The sequence below is a fragment of the Flavonifractor hominis genome (genome assembly GCF_040095835.1).
Taxonomy (GTDB): domain Bacteria; phylum Bacillota; class Clostridia; order Oscillospirales; family Oscillospiraceae; genus Flavonifractor; species Flavonifractor hominis.
This window is the reverse complement of the sequence record NZ_JBBMFT010000002.1, coordinates 355992-378154: the sequence shown is the minus strand read 5'-3', so window position 1 is coordinate 378154 and position 22163 is coordinate 355992. Positions and strand designations below refer to the sequence as shown.

The following is a 22163-nucleotide window of genomic DNA, read 5'->3' as shown; positions in this document are numbered from 1 at the left end:
ACGGCGGTGAACTGCTGGGTGGTGCCCACCTGCACGCTGGCGGTGGCGGGGGAGACGGTCACGCCGGTGACCACGGGAGGCAGGACCTCGGCCTCGCCGGCGGCGGTGATGACCACGTCGCCGGTGACGGCGGCAATGGACAGGCTGCCGGTCTCGGAATCATAGGTGTAGCCCTCACCGGCGGTCAGGGTCTCACCGGCCATGGTGACGGTGACGGTCTCGGGCAGGAGGTAGCCCTCCTCGGCGGTCAGGGTCACGCTCAGGGGCTGGCCCTCCTCCACCTGGGCGGGAGCGCCCTCGGCGGTCAGGTTGGTCAGGGTGTAGGTGACGGCGTAGGTCTCAGGCTCGGGCTGGGTGGGTTCGGTGCCCCAAACCTGGACCTCAATAAGGCGTACCCAAGTATCAGCAGTAGCAGCCGTATCAGGCACGTCAATGCGGATCTTGTTGGTCTCCACAGGGGTGTCCAGCGTAAAGGTCTGGCGGACATAGACGTTGTCCGGGTCGCCGGTGGCAAACTTGACCCACTCGGAGCCGTTCCAGTAGGACAGTTCAATGTCCTTCAGGCCCAGATTGGTCTCGGTGGCGCCGGTGGGAGTGGGGTATTTGCCGTCCACCTTGGCGCTGTCGGGCATCTGGCTGAACACATCCACGCGCTGGATGCTCTCGGTCTCCGCCAGTTCCACTTCGATCCAGGCAGGCAGTACGTTGGTACGCCAGCGCTTGCCGTTGTTGTAGGTGACGTCGTCGTCGTTCAGGGCAGTAACAACGGAGCCGTCAGAGGTGCCTTCGCCGGCGGAAACAGAGACGGTGCCGGTCAGGGCATAGTTGGTCAGGCTCTCGTCCATGGGCTCAATGCCCCAGACCAGCACTTCGAATACCCGGACATAGCCGGAAGTGGCTGCGTCAGCGGGGAAGTCCACCTTGATCTTCTGGGTTTTGATGCTCTGATCCAGCTTGCACTGCACCCAGGCCTTGTGGTTGTCGGTGATGGAGTCAATCTCTACCCACTCAGAGCCGTTCCAATAGGAGAAGGTCATGGCGCTGGGAGTGAGGGTAGACTCCAGGTCGCGGTTGACAGGAGTGCCGTCTCCGTCGTTCTTTTGGCTGACCAGCTCCACATAGGAGACTTCCTGCTCGCTGCCCAGATCAATGATCACGGAGGCAGGATCCTCCTCGGTGATGAGCTTGCCTTCCCAACGGACGCGGGAGTTGTTGTCATCCTCCAGAACGCCATCGATGAGGCGGTCGCCATACTTGCCATCGGGGTCGCTGCCATTGCCCTCATAGGAGCCGCTCAGCTCCACCGTGACGCCGTCCATCTGTGCCAGGTTTACATAGCCCAGGGTGGAAGGATCATCGGCGTCAGGTACGGCGGGAGTAATGGGCTGATTGTCCTCCGGCCAGCCGTCAGCGGTGCCGCCAATGGTGTAGGAGCGCAGATCCACCGGCTCGATCTCCATCACGCGGACCCAACCGCTGATATCGATCTTGACAGCCTGGATGTAAACGGACTCGCCGTCGGCAAACTCGATGTAGTTGAGCACCTTGTTGCCGCCGGAGCCGCCGTTGCTGATCTGGCCCAGGTTGACCCACTCGCCGTCGGCCTTCTGATAGGAGATATTATATGCGCTGGGAGCCTTGGTAGAGGTGAGGGTATCGGTGGGGATCACGCCGTCCTGGCTGTTGTCCACCGATTCCTGCATGGCTACGATGTACATGCCAGTCATGGGGTGAGCGTTCTGATCAAAGGTAATGGTCAGGTTGCCGGCCTCAGCGATCCAGCCGTTCTTATTCTTGGGGTGACCGATGCGGTTGCCGTCAGCGGTCTTGGTCGGATCGGAGCTGGCGCGGTTGGGGTCCAGACCACCAGTGGTAAAGGTCTTGTCGGCGTCGGCCAGAGACCAGTTCATGTAGGTGTTCAGCTCGATCTCGGACAGAGCGGTCACTTTGCCGGTGAAGGAGAAGCGCCACTGGGACCCGGCAAAGGCCTGGGTGCCCTGGAAGTAGACGGTCTGACCGTTGACCGGCTTGCTGTCGGACTCATAGACGGTGGTCCACTGGGCACCATCAGAGCTTACCTCCAGCTTGTAGCTGGTAACAGCGGAGAAATCACCGGTGAGGGTGAAGTGATCGGCATAAGCCGTCTCACACAGGTTCAGGGTGATGGAGGGGTTTTCCTCCGTGGGCTGCCAGGAGGTAGACTTCTTCCGGTCCATAGCCCGGTTGAGGTTGGCGTCGTCGCCGCCCACGCCGCTCAGAGTGACCAGGCGGCCCTCGGTAGCGTCGTAGATCTCGCCGGTGAAGGAGGTGAGATCCGCATCGGCAGAGACCGTCAGGGTAACGGTATAGTCTCCGGCGGTAAGAGTCAGGTTTTTGCTGCCCTCCACCACGCTCTGGCTGTCGGTCAGGGCAAAGGTGACGCTCTGCTCACCGATGGTAAGGGTGGCGGTGGCATTGGAAGCGGACTGGCCCAGCAGGGTGAAGAGGAAGTTGCCGTCCGCGGTGACCTTCACCGGGTAGGTATAGCTCACGCCGCTCTTGGCGTGGAGTACGCCCTCATCGGTGACATCTTCGTTGGTGCAGTCGGTGGCGGCAATGGTGCCGGGCAGGAGCATGGTCTGCTCATAGCCGGTAAAGGCCACCAGGCTCTGCTGCTGGGGCTCACCCATGGCCTTGCAGTAAGTCTGGGTGGGGCCAATGAGGGAATCCTTGGGATTTGCCTTGCCGGCGGTGAGTACCAGTTTCTGCAGCAGCAGGTTCTGGTCCATGCCGTACACCCGCAGGGTGTGCTCGCCGGCGTCAAGAGTCAGATCATAGGACACGGTGCGCCCGGCCCGCATGATGCTGCTGCCCCAGGCTGCGCCGTTGTCGCCGGCCACATAGCCGCTGGGCAGGGCGTTGATGGTGGTTACAGCGCCGCTGTCTACCGACAGGCCCAGGTTCAGGTGGGTGCCGTTGTCAAAAGAGACGTTGTTGCTCTGGCCCACATAGATGGTCAGGCGATAGTCGCCGCCTTCCGGCAGATAGACCTTGTAGTCCATCCAGGGACCCTCGCCGGCGGCGAAGTCCTGGCTGTAGGTGGGAAGCATCTTCATGGTGGAGCCGGTCTTGCCGTAGCCCTCCAGCTCGCTCCACTGCACGCCGCTTACCGCTTCGCTCTTCTCCGCGTAGCCGTTGGAGGGAATGACCACCTCGCCGTTGGAGGGGAAGTAAGCGTTGTCGCTGGCCTGAGAAGCGTCCAGCACCTTGGCATTAACCTGGACGGTGACGGTCTGCTCACCGCTGGTGACGGTGAAGGTGCCGGTCTTGTCCTCGGTGACCTTGTCCCAGTCAATGGACACGCCCAGAGTGGTGCCGGTGTAGAACCGGCCGCTCAGAGTACCGTCGATCTTGATCCAATCATTGTCGTTGGTAACGGTGTACTCCAGGGCCTCGTTGCCGCCGTTGCTGAGAGTGACGGCATAGGCCTGCCGGAACAGATTTTCAAAATCGGGCAGCACGGCGGTGGTGCCGTCAGTAAAGATGTCCTCCGTGCCGGGAACGTCGACCATCAGGGTGCTGCCGGGAGTGCCTTCCACATAGGTGGGGGTAATTTTGGCGGCCGATTCAGCGTTCCAGCCCTGATAGTTCATGTGAGGTTTGGTGTCCTTGCCGGTGGGGGTTTTGCCTATATAGTCCGGGGTGGTCCACATCATGCCGTACCACTTATCCTTGCCGTTGAGGTCTCCGCCCAGGGTATTATACTCAGCGGTAAGGGATTCATCCAGGGCCAGTCCCGCATTTACCAGGTCGGCATAGGCGTTGGCCAGCGTACTGCCGCGGTTGGCGTAGAGCTGGTTGAGTCCCTGGAAGATCTGGACCCGGTTGACATTGGCCGAGGCCACTGCCGGATAATAAATGAGCTCATAGAAGGCGTCATAGAGCTCCGAACCCTTGGGCAGCTTCTCCAACAGGGCGTTGGCCCGGTCGATGATGCTGTTGGCCTTGGCCAGGTGTTCCTGAGCCTCGTTGTAGTTGACCGTGCTGTAACTGGGATCGCCGCTGCTCTGCAGAGTTTCCGGCTTGACCTGACCGTTCATGTCAGTATAGTCGGTGAGCAGCTGAGCCATGGCCTGATAGTCCTCTTCACTCAGACCTTCAGCACCGGCAAACTGCTGCTTGACCCAGTTGAGGGTATACTCGTCGGCGCTGTTGGGGTTGCTGGAGCCATAGGTATCAAAGTCATAGGCCATGTCCATGAAGTAAGACAGGGGCAGCTCCATGGGCTTGAGGTCGCCCACGTTGACGATCCATGCGTCGTCCACGCCGTAGTCGTAGGCCATGGTCATGTTGTCCCAGGTCCGCTGCAGGGGCATGGTGTTTACCCACATGGAGGTGCGGGGGCCGCCCACATAGTCAAAGTGGTAGTACATGCCCCAGTTAAACTCGTCTTTCTCGTCCAGCTCAGGCAGGGTGCGCAGGTAGCCGTTGTTGTCCTCGCACAGCATGACGATGCGGTTGGTGTCCTTGCCCAGCAGGGTGGTGACCTCAGGATCGTTGCGCAGGGCATAGTCGCCGGCAGCCGAGGGGTTGTTGCGGCTGCCGCCGTACCAGCAGTTTTCTACTTCCTTATAAAGGGCAATCAACTGCGGGGTATCCTCCAGGCCGAACTTAGTGAGGATCTCATCCTGTTCCTTGAGGACTTGCTTGAGCAGCTCGGTGTTCTCTTCAGTGGACAGTTCATGGCCGTCCTCACCCTTCAGGGCGGAGTCGTTCTCACCACGCATGCCGATGGTCAGCAGGTTCTGGAAGCTGCCGTTACGGGCAATGGAGTCGCTCCAGAAGTTGCTGATATTGGTGGGGTTAAGCAGATAGTTCCACACGCCCACGTCGTCGCCGATGACGTCAGTGGGATCGTTATAGTACTGTCCCTTGAAGCGGCCCCACTCCTGACCGGCACGGGCCATGGGCTCGTGGTGGGAGGCGCCAACATAGATGCCGTAACGGTCGGCCAGGACCGCGTTGGCCAAATACATGGGGTACTCGCCCTCTACCAGATAGCCGGTACCGTTGTCAATCTTCTCACCGCCCAGGGCGTTGATATCCACGATGCCGGATTCATCCGGGTCCTCAGGGTGCTGGTCAACGTACATCACGCCGCCCAGTTTATAGTGGTAGTCCTTCTCCAACTCGGCAAACTCGCCGGTGACCCCTTCCATGCCGTCCAGGTTAAAGTTGTTGGACCACATGGCGGGCCACAGATAGTTGCCCTTCAGGCGGAGCATCAGCTCAAAGACATGGTCGTAGAACATGTAGTTGAGGCCGCCGAAATGGCTGTCGGCAAAGCCGTCCAGTACGGGGTTTTCATCATTGAGGAAGAATCCGCGGAAGCTCACAGAGGGGCGCTCAGAGGTAGTCTCCAGCTCGGCGGCAGTAAAGCTCAGGGTATCCTGATGGGCCGGCTTAGCATCCGCCCACCAGATCCAGGGGCTCACGCCGCACAGATCCTGGGTGATGTGGAACAGACCATAGATGGTGCCCAGCTTATCGCTGCCGGCTACAACCACCATGGTCTTGCCGCCGTCCTCCTTGACCTGGATCTGGTAGCGTTCCCACTGCTCCGACTTAAAGTCGTCGTTGCTGGCGGAGATCTCCCAGCTCAGACCCAGGTCGGTGATCAGAGGCTCGTTTACCAGACCGGCGACAATCATTACGCCGCTGGCCGGCTCCTCGTTGACAATGGCGGGGGTTTGACCCGTCACTGCTTCGATGTCGCCGGCGACTGCCTCGGCGATGAGGGACAAGCCATCATAGGCCGGTCCGCTGGCATCGATGTAGATGGGGGCGGCGCCGGACGCATCAGCCAGCACAATATCGCCCTCGGCTCCCATATCCGCAGCGACTGCGGAAGCGGGAACCAGTCCCAGCACAAGAATCAGTGCCAGGACCAGAGATAACATACGCTTCATCCTTACCTTCTCCTCCTTTATTTCCTGAGGACACCAAACGGTGCTCAGACCATAGTGTACAAATAAATACTAGAATACTACGCGAAAAAATGCAAGAAAAATGCGCAACCAAAGGAAAAATTCGGCAATGCGCTTTTTTTAAAAGAGGAAAACTATACAAACTGTCAAAAAAACGTTTTACTAATGGTACTTAATAAATACCCGGCCTATTTAAAATAGTCCGGGTATTTGCTGCGTATCACAGTCTCGTCGATTTTCCAGCGATTGAGGTGTTCTCTCATACGCAGGCTGGCCGCTGCGGTATCCTTGGCGGTAATGGCCTCCAAAATTTGCTGGTGGTCTTGGACGATCTTCAGGTCCTTGACGGTAGACAGAGACATACGCCGGACCCGGTCAAAGTGGATGGAGGTGTTCTCCAGCATGGTATAGGCCTGGGGTTTGCGTGCGATCTCAAAAAGTGTCTTATGGAACTGGTTGTCCAGCCGGAGCAGTGCGTCCGGATCGTTGTTGGACAGGTAAAATTGCTGCAAGTGGATGTTTTCGTCCAGTTTGCGCAGCATATCAGGGGCAGAGATAGTGCAGACCTGTTCCACCACAGCGCACTCCAGCACTTGGCGGATGAAGCGGGATTCCTCCACAAGATCGTAGTCGATCAGAGAGATGATGCTACCGCGCTGCGGATAGATTTCTACGATCTTTACTCTGGAGAGCTCATTGAGCACCTCGCCCACCGGGGTCCTGGACAGACCCATTTCAGCGGCCAGTTCACTTTCGCTGACTTTGCATCCGGGCGGAAGTCCAAGACGCACAATATTATCCCGGATGGTGCGCAGCGCATAAGCTCTGCTGGTTTCACTGTCCAGACGTTGCGTCAAATACACGTGTTTGGTCCCTCCTTTTTGTCCAGTATAACACGTTTGATTTGGGAGAACAAGAAAAGAAACTGCTGGGAAGAAAGTTTTGCCTGTAGCAGACAAAGTCATGCTTCATAGAGTTCTAACACGTTGAGAAAATAAAAAACATGACCTGTCGGTGGGAACCGACAGGTCATGTAGAGAAAATATGCGGGGGAGGCTCAGGGCAACAGATTGATAACGATGCGTTTGAGTTGCTGGGGAGGGGTGCAGGCATGATTAAAAAACTCCACCATGGCCGAGACCAAGGCCTTGTTGCAGCCGACGTCCACAATGCCCAGACCGCTCTCATGGGCAATACCATACGTCTGGTATACAACGCCGTCTTCGGTGCACAGTTGCGCACTGGTCAGACGGTAGGGGGCTGTGTACACAGTAATCACTTCTCCTTCTCCTCTTTTATGCGCTAATTTGGCGCTCTCCTCTCACAGCATGATGATAACACAATAGGAAAAGAAGTCAAGCAATATATGAAAATAAATTTAAAAAACGAGGAAAAAACAAAAAATTATTCCCTGTCACCCGGCAAACCCAAAATAAGAACGTATAGATATTCATTTCTTCATAAAACGCTGGGGTGCCTTTTGGAAAAAAGAAAAACCCCTAAAGTCGTGAGACTTTAGGGGTTTGCTCTGGTGGACGATACAGGACTTGAACCTGTGACCTCCCGCACGTCAACACCAAGTTTTGCTTTTTCCTAATCTTTTTTGACGGTTTATCGCCATTTCTATTCCGAATAGATTGTTTTCCGATGCGTTTGAAACGCACACTTTCCGGCTGTTTCGACCCTGTCTGTGGCTGGGTGTGTGGTCAAAGAAACGGTAAAAATAGAGCGAGAATATCCTGGAAAGCCGTATGCTATCTTCACTCTATTGAGGGAATCTGGTGAAGGAAGATGATTTTAATACGCTGTTAACAAAGATATCCTTCTGAGGTTCTCAACGCATTTACTCAACCAGACCATATTTGACCTTTATACGATCCAGCTTTTCCAGCATAGGTTCCGCACCAAACCACAAAAACAGCCAGGTGGCCATGGCGTGGATGCAGTCAAAGGGCATTCCCACCACATAGCTGCTCAGCAGAATGCCGCCTGTCAGCTCACGGTTCGCCGTCAGGGCCGAAGCTGGATTCATGATACCACCGTAAATCAGAATCGCGCAGAGAGCACCAAAGACACACAATGCGCCCCGGGTCCTCATCAAAAGTCCCTTGCGGAACAAAATGCCCGCCAGAAATCCGATGATACCCATGGAAAACATCTGCCATGGTGCCAGGGGGCCTTGCCCGAACATGACGTTGGAAGCTAGCATAGTCATGGCTCCCACCAAAAAGCCGGTTTCCCCGCCAAAGGCCACGCCTGCGATGATGGTCACCGCCATCACCGGCTTGAACTGGGGCAGCATGAAAAAGAATGCCCGGCCCGCCACGCCAATGGCGCACAGCACCGCGATGATGACCAGCTCCCGGGCCTGGGGCTTCCGGCCTTCAAAGACCAGGAAAAAGGGAAGCATGGTTTCCAGCAGGATCAGGAGGGAGATAAAATAATACTTCTTCCCGCCCAGATAGGTGATCCCCACAAAGAGCGTCACCGGAATGAGCAGCAAGATCAGAACCGTTGCCGCCAGTGTGCGTTTGGCCAGCTTCCGCTGTTCCTTCGGCGTCTGCTTCAGATAGTCCGGCCGATGGCTGCGGCGTGTAATACAGACGGCAAACACGATTAGGGAAATGCAAAAAATCAGGTATAGCACCAGCTGCTCGCCCGCCAGGGAAGTCAGCCCCTCGGCGGTGACCAATTCGGTTAGATCCGCCACGCCCATAAAAGAAAGAAAGAGAAAAAGCGCGATCCCTGCTGACAAGGCCGCCAGCAGCTTGCGCCACCAGGGCAGCTTTTTGGGTTTTTCCGCCGGGCTTCCTTCTTTCGGCTCCGGCAGGGGCGGGATATCATCCGGTAGCTCCGGCGCGGGCGGCAGATGACCACCGCACAGGGTAATTACATCCTCCGGCGTCACAGCTTCAGGCTCAAGCTCCCGCGCCATACGGTTGGCAGAGGTAGTATAAAAACTGTTGCCTGAAAAGAAAGCCCGGGGCGTACCCTTTGCCACGGTGCTGCCGTCAAAAAACAGAGCGCAGCGATGGGCATAGCGGGCACAGAATCCGATATCATGACTGACCATCAGAATTGTGACGCCCCGCCGCAAAAGCACCTGCAAAATCTCCGCAAGCACCTGTTTGAACTCCGCGTCCAGTCCCTTGGTGGGCTCGTCCATCAGCAAAATGTCAGGATTCAGCAGTAAGACCTTGGCCAGTGCCGCCCGCTGCTGCTCACCTCCGGACAGGTCGTAGGGGTGACGATCCAACAGCCCTTCCAGCCGGCACAGGGCCACTACATGGGCGATCCGCTCCGCCTGCTCGGCTTTTCTGCCGCCCAGAATCTCTGCCAAATCCTCCCGAACCGTTTTCTTTACAAAGAGGGCCTGGGGATTTTGGGGCAAAACACCGATTGTGCCCTGACAGTTTACCGTTCCCCGATAGGGCTTCAAAAGTCCGGCCAGCAGCTTTAGAGACGTGGATTTACCGGCGCCGTTTCCGCCCAGAAGGGCGTAGAACTCCCCTTTTTTCAGGGTAAGGCTCAATCCTCGCACCACATCCGGGCTGTCTTTCTCATACTTGAACCACAGCTCCGATGCCTCCAGTACAGGCTCTTCCGGATATACCCGTGACGGTTCCGGCGGTATTGGATGCAGCGGATGCTTTGCTCCATAGTCTGTCAGCCACTCCCGGCCTTCCCGAACTGTAACGGGGCATGAACCGTTCTGTTCCACTACCGCCCACACCCGCATGGCAGTGGGCATGGCCAGAAACATGGTGTGCCCGCTCGTCCGCAGGGCAGCGCCCACCTCGGCAGGTGTGCCGCTGCACAGCAGCCGCCCTTCCTCCATGACGGCAACTCTGGTGGCCAGGGGGAAGGCGTCTTCCAAACGATGCTCGGTCAGAATGATGGTTGTGCCCAGCTCCCGGTTGATCCGCCCAAGGGTGGCCAGAAAATCCGACGCTGCGATGGGATCCAGCTGGGAGGTGGGTTCGTCCAGGATCAGTACCGATGGCTGCATGGCCATGACGGAGGCCAGATTGAGCAGCTGCTTCTGTCCGCCGGACAGCTCGGTCACATTTTTGTAGAACCAGTTTTCGATGCCGAAGAAGGCCGCCATCTCTGCCACCCGCTGGCGGATCACCGGCGTTTCATAGCCCAGGCTCTCCAGCCCAAAAGCCAGCTCATGCCAGACCTTGTCGGTGACGATCTGGTTGTCCGGGCTCTGCTGGACAAAACCGATTCGCTCCGTCTGCTGCCGCTGATCCATGGAATCCAGCGGTTGTCCTTCAAAGAGAATGGTGCCGCTCCGTCTGCCGTGAGGCGCGAGAACTGTTTTCAGCTGCCGCAGCAGCGTGGACTTTCCGCAGCCGGAGGGTCCGCAAAGTACCAGAAATTCTCCCCGCCGGACAGTCAGGCTCATGTCCCGCAGGATAACCCCGGACTGCTCTGGATAGGAAAAGCAAAGGTGTTCAATTACAAAGGTGTCTGTCATGGAATATTCTCTCTCTTCCGCAGCAGGATCTGTTGGATCTCTACCGCTTGTACCCGTTCCGCTCTGGCACGGGAGGTCAATTCGTGGGTCAGCCATGTCGGGGCGATCCGCTCCAGAACGGGCAATATGGCTGGATCTGTCCAGGGCCGGTGCTGGTCGATCTGAAGCACATGGGCATAATTGATGGAAAAACGCTGCCCGAATTCCTCCGGCCATTCCTCTGGCAGCCGGCCCGTGTGGCTTTGGACATAGGGACCGCTGAGGGACTGATGGAAATGGACGCCGCGAATCATAGCGCTGAGGCTGCCGTGCCGATCCAGCATAGCGCTGATATAGGCGGCTCCCTCACTTTGGCTTCGCAGTTCGGTACAACAGTTCATCAGATGCCCTGTATCCAGCAGGATTCCTTTATTGGCATAGCGTATGCCGTCCAGCAGCCGCTCTGTCTGCCTGGGGTCGGTGAAGGTAAAGCCCGGCCACCATTGGTTTTCCACCAGAAAAGCAAACGGCCACTGTTTTCCAGGCAAAAGCTCGTTGATGAGCTCCACAGCGGCGGTGATGACCTGATCGTTGGTGTGGGAGAAGCGATAGGTAAAGCACTCCTCCATGGAGACGTCTGAAACATGGAACACCACATATTCGGCGCCCAGGCGTTTTGCACGTTCCAGGTCGTCACGGTACTGCCGCAGCAGCGTCTCCCGGCCCAGTCCGCCGTACACAGCGGAGGCTTGTTCCAAAGTGCCGTATTTCTCCTTCAACGCCGGCCAGTTACCGTTCCAGAGATCCACCCAGTCATGGAAAAACATCAGATGATATCCCTGTACCAGCCCAGCCGGAAGCTCTTCCGGAATGGCTTCTCCGCCCCATATAGCCTCAATGCCGTCACAACCCAGGGCGCGCACTTCCTGCTGCAGATCTGCCCAGTCCCGATACTCCCGCAGTGTGTCGGAATAGAGCGGCAGGCTTATACTCTGAATCATCTTACAGCCTCCTCACCATGCAGCGCATGCCACACGCGGTCTGCATGGACATTGATTGCCACCGGCGTCAGGCACAGCCCGGCCCAGCAAAGCAGAATACACCCTGTCATGGGTGTCAGCGGTGCGCCTTTTATGGTCGGATAGTACCGCCAGAAAAGGCCGCCTGTCAACGCGCCCCAGCCGAGAACACCCCCGCAGAAGCAGAGCCACAGCAGAATCATCTTGTCCCGCTCGTCAAAGCGGTAAATGGAAAATGCCGTTCTGCCCGGCAGTCCGTAGCCCCGGCTCTTCATGCTGTCCGCCGTCTCAATGGCGTTTTCCAGTGCCCAGGTGACCATGATGGAGAAAATCGTCACCGCGTTTCGGGTTCGCCGCAGGAGACCGCCGTCAGAGATGTCCCGTCCCACACAGCGCTGGGCCTCGCTGACCACATGAAGCTGCGCCTTGAACTTGGGTACAAAGCGCAGGGTCATGGACAGCACCAGGGACAGGGCCGGGATCACTCTGCCGAACAGATACACGAATTTGTCGGAGGTCATCACGGCAGTATAACAGGAAAACCAGGAGATCACGGCGGCCAGCATGGCGGCGGCGGAAACGCCGTAAAGAATGCTCTCCAGCGTCAGGGGGTTACCCGTGGGCAGATAGGCCAGGATCGTAATGCCCTGGTGATTGAAGGCGGGATTGATTATCAGTGTCAGGAGCATCATGGGCAGGAGAAACGCCAGGGAAAACCGCACCGCCTTCCGGCCGTTGAGATATACCGCATAGACCACGCTGCCGGCCAGAGAAATCCCCAAAATGGCCGGATGTAGACAAAACATGGTTATCAGGAGGATAAGAAAAAAATAGAAAAAATTGATGACCGGATGGCAGCTGGAAAAAGCATCCCGGTTCCGCATGGTCAATTCGCTCCTCTGTTCTCCGTAAATCCGCGTCCAACATCTGCGCCCAGGTCGCAGGTATAGACCCACTCCACGATATCGCCGTCCTGCAATTGATAGCGGCTGCATCCGTAGTTGGGGAACCAGTCGTTGACGCTGTACATCCAGCCGGACAGCTCGCCCACATCGAATTCATAGAGGTTGTGGATGCCTTCAATATAGGCCGAATTATACATAGGCGTATCCTCGAACTCCATATGGATCTTCTGCTGTTTGCAGGTGCGCTGGAGCACGTTGAAGACGCTCTCCCCTTGATAAAAGGTGACGGTCATGGGCTCCAGGATCCATCCGTCCTCCGGTACCAGCTCTTTTTTCTCCGGATCGCAGAGATCCAGATTATCCAGAATGGTTGCGCAGGAGATGGAAATGGTGCAGCTGTACGCTGTTGTGCCGATGGTCACATCCTGAGGCTCCACCGGCAGAGGTTTGCCTTTCGGCACCGGATCGGTCAGATACTGATCCTTTCCCGTCTCCGGGTTAATGGCCATCTCCGGCTGGTCGGATGGCCGGGACTGTTGGGGCTGCCTGGAAGCGGACGGCTCAGCAGTCTGCTCCGGCGTGGCTTTTGTCGGTTCTTCCTTTGTATCCGGTTCCGGCGTATGTTCCGCAGCCGTCTCCTCGGGTTCCGGAACTGCTGACGGCTCCTGCGTCTGCTCCGGTTCCGCCGTATTGTGCAGATCGCTTTCCAGCATCGGCTGGGATGCCTCATTTGCCGGGACGGTCCAGCCCCGTGCGCCGGGAGCGTTGCCCCCATACCAAAACGCGCCGGCCAGCACTGCCGCGATCAGAACCGGTATAAGTACCTTCCATTTATGCTGTTTCCACCACATGACGGATTCTCCTTACAGCAGCTTGGCGCTGCCCAGCATACGATACAGCATTTCGGCGATCTCACAGCGCAGGATCGCACGGGCAGGCTCCACATTCAGATCGCTCTGATTGAGGATGTCCTCGCCATAACAGAATGCAACGCCCTCCTGAGCCCACTGGGCAATGGTCACATAGTCGGTAAACTGTGCCAGAACATTGAGGATTTCGTAGTTTTCCAGCTGTGTATCCATACCGCAGAGCTTGGCGGCACGGGCCACCATGACGGCGGCCTCCTGCCGAGTAATGGTGCCGTCGGGATTGAAGCGCCCATTGCCTGCCCCGGTAATGATGCCGTAGGAATAGGCAGTCCCTACATAACCAGCGTACCATGCGTCGGAGGACACATCGGTAAAGGCGTCGGTTGCCTTGGGCGTCATGCCCAAAGCCCGCACAACGATGGCGGCAAACTCCGCACGGGTCATGGTGGCATTGGGGTCAAAGCGGTTGTCGCCCTTACCGTTGATGATACCCCGGGAAGCCAGCGCCTCGATGGCCTTCTGGTTGGCGTGACCGGCCACATCGGCAAAGGAGACGCTGCCGCTGACAGGTACCGGCTTGACGTCGGCGTGCTTGCCGGGCAGGCCAATGGTTTCCACCGTTACGCCGGTCACATGAATGGTCACGTCATCCATGTGGTAGAGCGCACTCTTTCCGGCAGCCGCTCTCTCTGCGGCCACCAGGCCGTAGAGCCCCTGCTCACTGGCCATCTGGCTGTCGCCGTTTCCAGCGGAGGTATGGAGGAAGCTGCCGTTGTCCTGCCGGTAGCTGAGCAGGTTCTCCAACAAGGTATGGCCGTTTTTCACAAAGCGGGCATCATTCAGATCAATGCCCAGGGCGCACAGACCCACGATGACCTGTACCACGCTTTCGGAGCTGCTGGTATTATGGCTGGCATAGCCGCCGTTGCTCTCCTGGGTTGTGCTCAGGTAATCCAGCGCCCGGTCAATAGTTGCCTTGACCTCGGGCTGGGACTGGTAGCCGGCCAGGGCCTGCAGGGCCATGCCGGTGATATCGGGGTCGCTCTGACCGGCACCGCCCTTGTCGGTCAGGTTCCAGCCGCCGTCGTTAAGCTGCCGGGCAAGGATCTCGTCCACATACATCTGCCGTGTGGCCTGGGTTTTGGCGTTCTGGTTCCGGGGCATATCATAATTTCCTGCGTCCAGCGCGATCAGCGCCCAGATGGGTCCGTTGATGCCCTGCCAGATGGTTTTGTCAAAGTCTCCCAGAGGAGTGAGCAGGTTATAGCCCGCCACATCGGAGGGATCGGCGCCGATGGCGGTGAGGGCCACGATCAGGCGGGAATATTCGGTGTACTTCTTGTCGTGGAGGTTACCTTTGTGCTCCTCCACATAGTCCTCCACCGTGGCGTAATAATCATCCCAGTATTTCTGGGGAACGTCGTAGCCGGAACGGGCCAGGCCGATGACAGCCCATTCGCCGCCCACGGATCCCACCTGAGGTTCACGAACGGTGTTGAGCATATACTTGGCGCTGCCATGCACTGTGGCGGTCAGATCCGTCTCCGCTGCAAATGCGGGGACACTCAGGCTGAGCAGCAGCATGAAAGCCAGGAGAAAGCCTGTTCCGAGTTTGAAAACCGTTTTCATAGGAACTCCTTTCCGTGCCGGGGCGTCTTGCGCCCCGGCACGCCGTTTGTTATTTCGTCAATTCTGTGAAGCGCATGAGGATGGTCGCCACTTCGGCACGGGTGGCCGTACCGGTGGGGTCAATGACATTGGCGGTTTTGCCGGAAATCAGTCCGGCGCCCACCGCCCACGCCATGGCGTCGGAAGCCCAGGCGGCAATCTGATCGCTGTCAGCGAACTTGCTCAGGTCGCCTTTGGCGCTGGTGTCCAATTTGTTGTACTTGGCGTAGCGGTAAAACATGGTAGCCAACTCTTCGCGGGTAATCGCCTGCGTGGGTGCAAACTTGCCATCGCCGACGCCGCTGACGATACCGTTGGCGCTGGCCCAGGCCACGGCAGAGGTATACCAGGTATCCGGTGCCACGTCCATAAATGTTTTACCTTCACCCGTTGCAGCAGGCTCGCCGGACAGACGATACAGGATGGTGGCCAGCATGGCCCGGTTCAGGGACTCGTCAGGGGCAAAAGTAGTGTCGCTGGTGCCGTTCATCAAGCCGTTTCCATAGACATAAGTAATGGCTTCAGCGGCCCAGTGGCCGGACAGATCGGTGAAGGGCATGGTCTTTTGCGTGGTTACCACAAAGGTGCTCAGATAGGTGATCTTCACCTGCATGCTCAGTTTCCCGTTTTGCTTGATGCAGGTTCCAGAAACGGTTTCTTTGGAGCCGTCGGCCCTGAGCGCGATCACCTTGTAAGTCTCGCCGGAGACAAAGGCGGAGCCAGTTACCGGAATGGTGACGGTCAAGGATTTTTCGTCAAAGGTGGTGAGCTCCTTTTTGCCGGAGGTAATGGTCACCTCCACTACCACCGCGCCTTCCAGCTGAGAAGCGCTTACCTGATCTTTGACATCCTCAGGCTTCCTGGCTTCCACTGTAATGGTCACGGTGCTGCCACCGGCCTGCTGGGCAATGGAGTCCAGGGCTTCGTTGGGGATGGACACGCTGCCCAGAGCGGTCTGCACCTCCAGGGCCGCGTTGGTGTTCTTGACCACGTCCTTCAGGGACTGGGTGGGAACTTCCGTCATCACCTTTTTGGCCTCGCCGGTAACCTGAGGAGCAATGACAATGGCGCTGCTGCCCTCGGTCTTGGCCGTAGCGATGGCATCCTTCATCTGAGTTTCATCCACTGTGACCTTTGCGCTGCCGTTCTTGTCAGGCTTGACCTCCGGGGTAATGGTGCTGGTACCGCCCTCTTCCGGCTTGCCGGTCTGTCCGGCATTGGGATCGTCCCCCAGATCCATACCCAGGTTAGTGGTGTAGCGCCACTTGATGACCTCGCCGCCGGTGAGGGTGTAGCGGCTGCACCCGTAGTCGGGATAGACGCCGTTTACGCTGTACTTCCAGCCGCTGCCGGAGCCATGGTCAAACTCTCCGTCGCCGTCAATGGACTCTACATAAACACTGTTATACTGGCTGTTGTTACTGTACTGATACTTGATCCCGCGCTGATCCATCTCCCGCTTCAGCACATCCCACACAGTCTCACCCTTGGTGATTTCTATTTCGGTGGGCCACAGGACATAGCCCTTGTTGATGGTAAGTTTATCAATGGACAGGGTGACGGTGGCCTTGTCCTCCGGCTTGATCTCTCCGGCCTTGGTAACGGTGATGGAGGCCGTGGCAGTCTTGTTTCCGTCCGCCGTGGTGACGGTGATAGTAGCGGTGCCTTCTGCCACGCCGGTGACCAGGCCGGTTTTGCTGACGGTAGCCACTCCCGGCTTGTCGCTGGAGAAGGTCACGTTTTTGTTTGCCGCCGTAGCGGGAATGACCAGGGCATTGAGCTGTACCGTCTTGCCGGTCTCGATCTTTGCACTGGCGGGCGTCAGAGTCACGCCGGTAACCGTTGTACCGCCGCTGCCGCCGATGGTCACGTCATTCATGTCATACAGGCTGTTTCCTCTGGGTTCTGCGTAGAACCGGCTGAGGGCCGCCAGGGTATACAGGGCCTGCTCCGTGGCCATGCCGTCGGAGCTGCCGTTCATGGAGTGGCGGAAGGAACCGTCCTCCAAAGCGTACATCAGCAGGCCGTCCACCAGGCTGGATCCCACTTTGATGAAGCGCTCGTCCTGATCCGGGTCGATACCCAGGGTGCACAGGGCCACGATCACCTGGCTGGTGGCCTCCGGATTGCCATAGGAACCGTCGGTGCCCTGGGCCTGGGACAGGTGGGTCACCGCCTTGTCCACTGCCGTCTTGACATCGTTGCGAGTGTCGTAATAAGGAGCCAGGGCCTGAAGTGCCATGCCGGTGATGTCCACGTCAAAGGACGGACCGCTGAGTCCGAAGCCGCCTTCCTCGGCCTGATAGACGCCCAGCAGCTTGTCAATCATCTGCTGTTCGGTCATGGTGACGGATTCGGGGCGGGATTCCTTCAGGCTGGCATGAGCATTGATGGCCAGCAGGGCGTAAATCAGCTCATTGGAGCCCTGCATATCGCCCAACACAGCTCCATTCCAATAGGTTTCCTTGTTCCAGCTGTAATCCAACAAATTGACGCCGCCCACATCGGTGGGATCCTTACCGATGGCGGTCAGAGCCAGGGCCAGCCGCTGGGTCTCGGTGATCTTATTGTCCCAGGGGCGGGAGCTTACCTTTTTCTGCTCCTGCACCTTTTCATAGGCGGAGGCATAGTAGGTCTCATAGAAATTTTCGGGAACTTCGATGCCTGCCCGGGCCAAGCCCAGGATGCTCCACTCCTGAAGGAAGGCGGGAGCGTTGTTCAGGGCATTGAGCTGGTATGCGCCGGTCTTGGCCAGGACATCGGCCACCTGCTCCTCTACCGGTTTGTTGAGGGCGGGGTCGCCGGCCTCAACATGAACCGTGAGTTCAATGGTTTTGGTGCCGTTGGTGGTATCCTTGGCGGTGCCTTTGAGGGTGACGGTTCCTTCCTTTACGCCCTTGATGAGCCACTGGTCGTTGGAAACAGTGCCCTCTTCCAGGGAGAAGTCTTCATCGCCCTGCATGATGACGGGATAGCTGCGGTAGGCAAGCACCTGGCCTTCGCCGCTCTGCTCCCAGGTCATGTAGCTCTCAGAGACGTGGAGACCCTTGGGATACTTCTCCGGCCATTTGGTATCATTCTCTCCGGTGAAAATCAGTCCGGCGTCGATGGTCTCACCCACCTTGACGGTCAGTTCTGTTTTCTCCGCAGTCAAGGATTGCAGGGGATTGAGGTAGTTCAGCGTTACTTCCCTGGTATCCGTAAACTGTTTATCCAGTTTGGGATCTTTGGTAGTGACGGTGACGTTGACCGTCCCTGCCTTCATGGGAATCAGGTTTTGTACCAGAGCGCTCTGGAATTCCATAATGGTTTTGTCGCTTGTGGTGACATCGTAGCTGCCAGCATAGGTAGCCCCTTCGGGCTCCACCTGGGCCATATGCTCCTCGCTGCCCACAATTGCTTCTCCATTTTCATCCACATGGCGCAGCGGGTTGAAGCTGGCCTCGCCGGGGGTGCCGTTCTGGCCGACGGAGTTGGGACTGCGGCGGTGAATGGTATATTCGCCCTCAAACAGGCACTTGATGCCGGTGGCTGCTGTGTAGCCGGCCGTTACCCGGACGGCGGCGGAGACGCCGTTGAGGGACGCCGTCAGGTTGGCAGTTCCTTCTTTATAGATGGTCACCCAGGCATCGGAATCCACATGGATCGCACTTGAATTACTGCTCTCCCAGTCGAAGAGCCCGTAATAAACCGGGATCTCCTTTCCTTCTACCGATACATAGGGAACCAGCTCAAAGCCCTGGCTGCCCTCCACCGCATAGGTCTTATTGGTATAGTCCTCGCCGCCAATCTTCAGCTTCAGATCAAAATAGCTGGGCACCTTGGCCTCGATCTGGAAGGACTGGAGCTCCTTTCGCGGCGCACCCTCTGTCCCCTTCAAGAACGCCGTGACCGTCACCGTACCGGCATCGCGCACCCATACTCTGGTCTGCTCCGAGTCTTTGTCATAATATACCATGATGGGGGCGTCGGTGGCGTGTGAGGGGGTCTCCCACTCCAGCTGATCGCCCTGGTAGCCGTCAATGGTCAGCGCGGCTACATCGCCGCCCTGCTCGCCAAATACGCTTACCTTCAGCACATCATCCGGCTCTTCAATCGAGGCAGTTTCCTCGGTAATCAGGTTTGTAACGGTTACAGCCTTGAAGTCGGGCTTGACATACTCCTGCTCCTCCCCCAGCCAGGGAAGGCCCTTGTCACTCTGGTGCCACTCCATGCCGCCATAGCGGTGCGCGTTGAGCATGGCGCGGAAGCTGTCCTCTTTTTGCTTGGCGACTACCTGACTGTCCAGCATGGAAGTACCGCTATCAGTGCCAATTGCTTTTCCCTCCGGCCAGTAGCTGTGGAGAATATGTCCGCCGTTTCCGGTCATTACCAGCCCGCCGGAGCCGCTGCCGCCGGGCATTTGATTCACATAGCAGTTGGCAATGACAGAGCCGGAGAACATCGTTCCCACAAGACCGCCATATTGGGTGTCCGCCCAGGAATAGCAGTTGATCAGCTTGCCATAGAGTTTATCCACCAGGGGCACATTGGTGATGCTGCCGTTGGCACCCAGGTTCTGAATCACGCCGCTGGGGCCAAGAATGTTGATGACAGGATTCGGATACTTGTCTGCGCCTGCAAAGGTTACGGTAAAGCCATTGCCGTCCAGCACACCATTGAAAGGCTTGATTTGGGTACCAAACGGATCGTAAGTACCCACATAGTCCACAATGTCGTTTTTCAGTTTATAGTAGCCGGCGCCGCCTTTTGTCGAAAGCTCCGCCAGCTCCTCGGCTGTGGAAATCATCGTCCACTCCTGGCCCTCCGGCAGCTCCGTCACCGCAGCCGGATCTACGATCTCAACCAGAGCGTCGACAGCGTTTTTCAGGGAAGCGGTCTGCTCGGCCAGCTTCTCCGCAGTAGCGGCTGGATTCTGCAAAAGGTTTTTGGCAGGCTTGAGGGCTGCCTGTACGGCAGACCAGCTGGCATCGGTATACCGGCCCTTTTCACTGGGCACTTTTGCGATCTCGTCCTGAAGGGCCACGCGTTCCGCCGCCGTTGCCGTGGTGCGGTCGGGAACTAAGCCGTCAATTGCGGCCTGCAAATCCTTCCTTGCCCCATCAATGGCGGCCTGGGTGGCGTCTGCATTGTCCAGAACGGCTTTTGCCTTGTCACGGGCTGCCACAAAGGCCTCCCAACTCTCAGATGTATAAGTAACATCTTCTTCGTCAGGAACGGCATTTGTATTGTCCTTTACCCTGTCGTACAGCTCCTGAAGTGCCGTGCGATCCGCCGCAGGTTTCTCTGAAGCAATCGGCTTGGGCACACCGTCCTCGTCCATAGCCCAGTACAGCAGCCCGGCCTCGTGGACAGCGTTCAGCTGCGCCATGGCATACGGATATTCGTCAGCATTGATTTTCTTGTTGTTCGTATCGGTAAAGTCGCCATTGTATACAGCGTCATAGAGGGTATAATAGCAGTTTTCAATGACAGGCAGACCGGTCGCCTCACCAACAAAACCGGAGTCGGCGTTATCCGTTGTAGAGAGGCAGTTTTTAATGGTGCCGCCAGCCATTGTGCCAACAAACCCGGCAAAGCACCACGCGGTATAATCATATCCGGCCCCAGACCAGCAGTTATTCACTGTTCCGCCTGTCTGTGTGCGGGCCAGCGCACCTACGGTATCGTCCTCGCCTGCTACTTCACCGTCCAGGCAGAGGTTCTGTACGGTGCCGCTCAGCGTGTTAAACAGCGGCTGGCCGGCCACAGTAATGGTGTAACCATTACCGTCCAGGGTGCCAGAGAAGTCAATAGCTGTCCATTCGCTCAGTTCAATATCCGCTGTCAGGATGTAGCTGCCGTCAGTCATTCCGGCCAGTTCCGCCTGGCTGGACACCTCCGTTACACCCTCCGCCGCCAGAACGCCGGCGGGCAGTAGTCCCAGTACCATGACAAGCACCAGCAGCAGGCTCAATACTCGTTTCTTCATATTTGCTCCGTCTCTCCTTTCGACTCTCGATCTGTCAGGGCATAAAAAATGCCGTGACAGATCCCAATGATCGCCACAGCCGTGTTCCCATGGTCGGGTCGCATTTCGACGACCCTTTGCATTCCTTGTAGGTCTTCTGACTTGCGCTTCCGGGGAAATTCCCCACAACGCCGGATCTGCCTTCCCAGGTCTCCCCAGTGACTGACTTTCATCAACGATCCGGTATCTCAGCGCTTACAGCGGCGGTTACCGTTCGGGACTTGCACCCGATTCCCTTGTTCATCCCTCCCTCTGCTTCCACCGAGACAGGGCCACAATAAATGCTCCTATTTACTTGTCAGTTATCCTTCCTCGCTTCCTGCCATTTCTCAAAATCCTCCGCGGCAGCAATCACGTTCTCCCACGAATGGAATCGTTCACAGAGAATTTTCGCCTGCGGGACATCACGCTTGCGCGGCGGATATCCAAGGCGGCGTCTGCGACGGGTCACATCCTCCAGAGCACCGCAGAGCTCCGGTTCCTCCGCCAGCATTTGTGTCCAATCCGGCATGCTTAAATCCGGCATTGGCAATTGCCGCATTCCCGCCGCCCGCAGTGCGCCCGGCCAGGTGCCAAACCGCGCTTTCAGGTAGATGCGATACAGAGAAAAGACCTCATCCTGTGTGGGCGCACGTCCCAGGCGTGACGCCGCATCGTGCAGAACAGCCAGCAAATCCTCGTCGGAATAGCTGGCATAGACAGCCCTGCCAAGCCCACTGGACAGCGTAAGAGATGTATAAGGGTGCTTTTCGCCGTTGCCTGTGTACTCTGGTGGAGCTTGCTGTGCCCATTTCTGTATCAAATTGCGGTATTGTTCTGCCTCTTGCGGCGTAAGTTTGGCTGGGCGAGCTTGCCTTCTCTTGCTGACGGTCTTCACCCCCTTCCAGTTTCGGGATCTGCTGCCGGCTCAGAAAACAAAAAACCGGCAGACAATGGTGTCTGCCGGCAAAAAGCAGATATCCATTGCCGATCCCTGCAAATCGAGCGTTTGCACATCAAAAATGCACAAAAACCCTGGCCATCCCCACACATGGGCATGGCTGCAAAAATCGGCAATGGATACCACCTTGATCAATTACCATGGAGCAGGCTGACAATCCTGGCTTATGGCCGGAGCCAAATACAGTAGAGGTAAGACTGCGCCGGATTCTCACCGGCTTGTCAGTTGGCATATGTCAAGCATATGACCTGCTCACGAAGACATTCTATCTACTTTTTATGGCGTTGTCAAGGGACTCCGAAACCAAGAACACCTATGGCTGTC

At 57.3% G+C, this 22163-nt stretch carries 10 protein-coding genes and 2 riboswitches; all 10 genes read right to left on the bottom strand.

Features of this window, described 5'->3' with window-relative positions:
• On the bottom strand, positions 1–5948 hold a 5948-nt coding region (locus WMO45_RS05965; protein ID WP_349139631.1), incomplete at its 3' end, for a glycosyl hydrolase 115 family protein.
• A 206-nt stretch (positions 5949–6154) separates the two neighbouring features.
• Positions 6155–6829, bottom strand: coding sequence for a GntR family transcriptional regulator (locus WMO45_RS05960; RefSeq protein WP_349139630.1), 675 nt, complete (start codon positions 6827–6829; stop codon positions 6155–6157).
• 194 nt (positions 6830–7023) lie between these two features.
• The gene (locus WMO45_RS05955) at positions 7024–7245 is read right to left on the bottom strand and encodes a hypothetical protein (RefSeq protein ID WP_349139629.1); all 222 of its coding nucleotides are present in this window, start codon (positions 7243–7245) and stop codon (positions 7024–7026) included.
• A gap of 564 nt (positions 7246–7809) precedes the next feature.
• On the bottom strand, positions 7810–10449 hold the full coding sequence (locus WMO45_RS05950; RefSeq protein ID WP_349139628.1) for an ATP-binding cassette domain-containing protein: 2640 nt from the start codon (positions 10447–10449) through the stop codon (positions 7810–7812).
• Positions 10446–11429 (bottom strand): TIM barrel protein, encoded by a 984-nt coding sequence (locus WMO45_RS05945; RefSeq protein WP_349139627.1) that lies wholly within the window; start codon positions 11427–11429, stop codon positions 10446–10448. The genes WMO45_RS05950 and WMO45_RS05945 overlap by 4 nt, the downstream gene beginning before the upstream one ends.
• Positions 11426–12331, bottom strand: a complete 906-nt coding sequence (locus tag WMO45_RS05940; protein ID WP_349139626.1) for an energy-coupling factor transporter transmembrane component T — start codon at positions 12329–12331, stop codon at positions 11426–11428. The genes WMO45_RS05945 and WMO45_RS05940 overlap by 4 nt, the downstream gene beginning before the upstream one ends.
• Before the next feature lie 2 nt (positions 12332–12333).
• Entirely contained in the window at positions 12334–13203 is an 870-nt protein-coding gene (locus tag WMO45_RS05935) for a DUF4430 domain-containing protein (protein WP_349139625.1), read from the bottom strand.
• Positions 13204–13215: 12 nt separating this feature from the next.
• Positions 13216–14850, bottom strand: coding sequence for an S-layer homology domain-containing protein (locus WMO45_RS05930; RefSeq protein ID WP_349139624.1), 1635 nt, complete (start codon positions 14848–14850; stop codon positions 13216–13218).
• Positions 14851–14899: 49 nt separating this feature from the next.
• On the bottom strand, positions 14900–20860 hold the full coding sequence (locus tag WMO45_RS05925) for an S-layer homology domain-containing protein (protein ID WP_349139623.1): 5961 nt from the start codon (positions 20858–20860) through the stop codon (positions 14900–14902).
• Between the two features lie 109 nt (positions 20861–20969).
• Positions 20970–21192, bottom strand: a riboswitch (cobalamin riboswitch).
• Positions 21193–21197: 5 nt separating this feature from the next.
• Complete coding sequence (locus tag WMO45_RS05920; RefSeq protein WP_349139622.1) at positions 21198–21776, bottom strand: homing endonuclease associated repeat-containing protein; 579 nt, start codon at positions 21774–21776, stop codon at positions 21198–21200.
• Positions 21777–21970: 194 nt separating this feature from the next.
• Positions 21971–22106, bottom strand: a riboswitch (cobalamin riboswitch).
• Positions 22107–22163 lie beyond the last annotated feature (57 nt).

What these genes read in the sequence shown, in the direction of transcription:
- WMO45_RS05950 (WP_349139628.1), bottom strand. Translation starts at nt 10,449, where the DNA reads ATGACAGACACCTTTGTAATTGAACACCTTTGCTTTTCCTATCCAGAG.
- WMO45_RS05945 (WP_349139627.1), bottom strand. Translation starts at nt 11,429, where the DNA reads ATGATTCAGAGTATAAGCCTGCCGCTCTATTCCGACACACTGCGGGAG.
- WMO45_RS05940 (WP_349139626.1), bottom strand. Translation starts at nt 12,331, where the DNA reads ATGCGGAACCGGGATGCTTTTTCCAGCTGCCATCCGGTCATCAATTTT.
- WMO45_RS05935 (WP_349139625.1), bottom strand. Translation starts at nt 13,203, where the DNA reads ATGTGGTGGAAACAGCATAAATGGAAGGTACTTATACCGGTTCTGATC.
- WMO45_RS05930 (WP_349139624.1), bottom strand. Translation starts at nt 14,850, where the DNA reads ATGAAAACGGTTTTCAAACTCGGAACAGGCTTTCTCCTGGCTTTCATG.
- WMO45_RS05925 (WP_349139623.1), bottom strand. Translation starts at nt 20,860, where the DNA reads ATGAAGAAACGAGTATTGAGCCTGCTGCTGGTGCTTGTCATGGTACTG.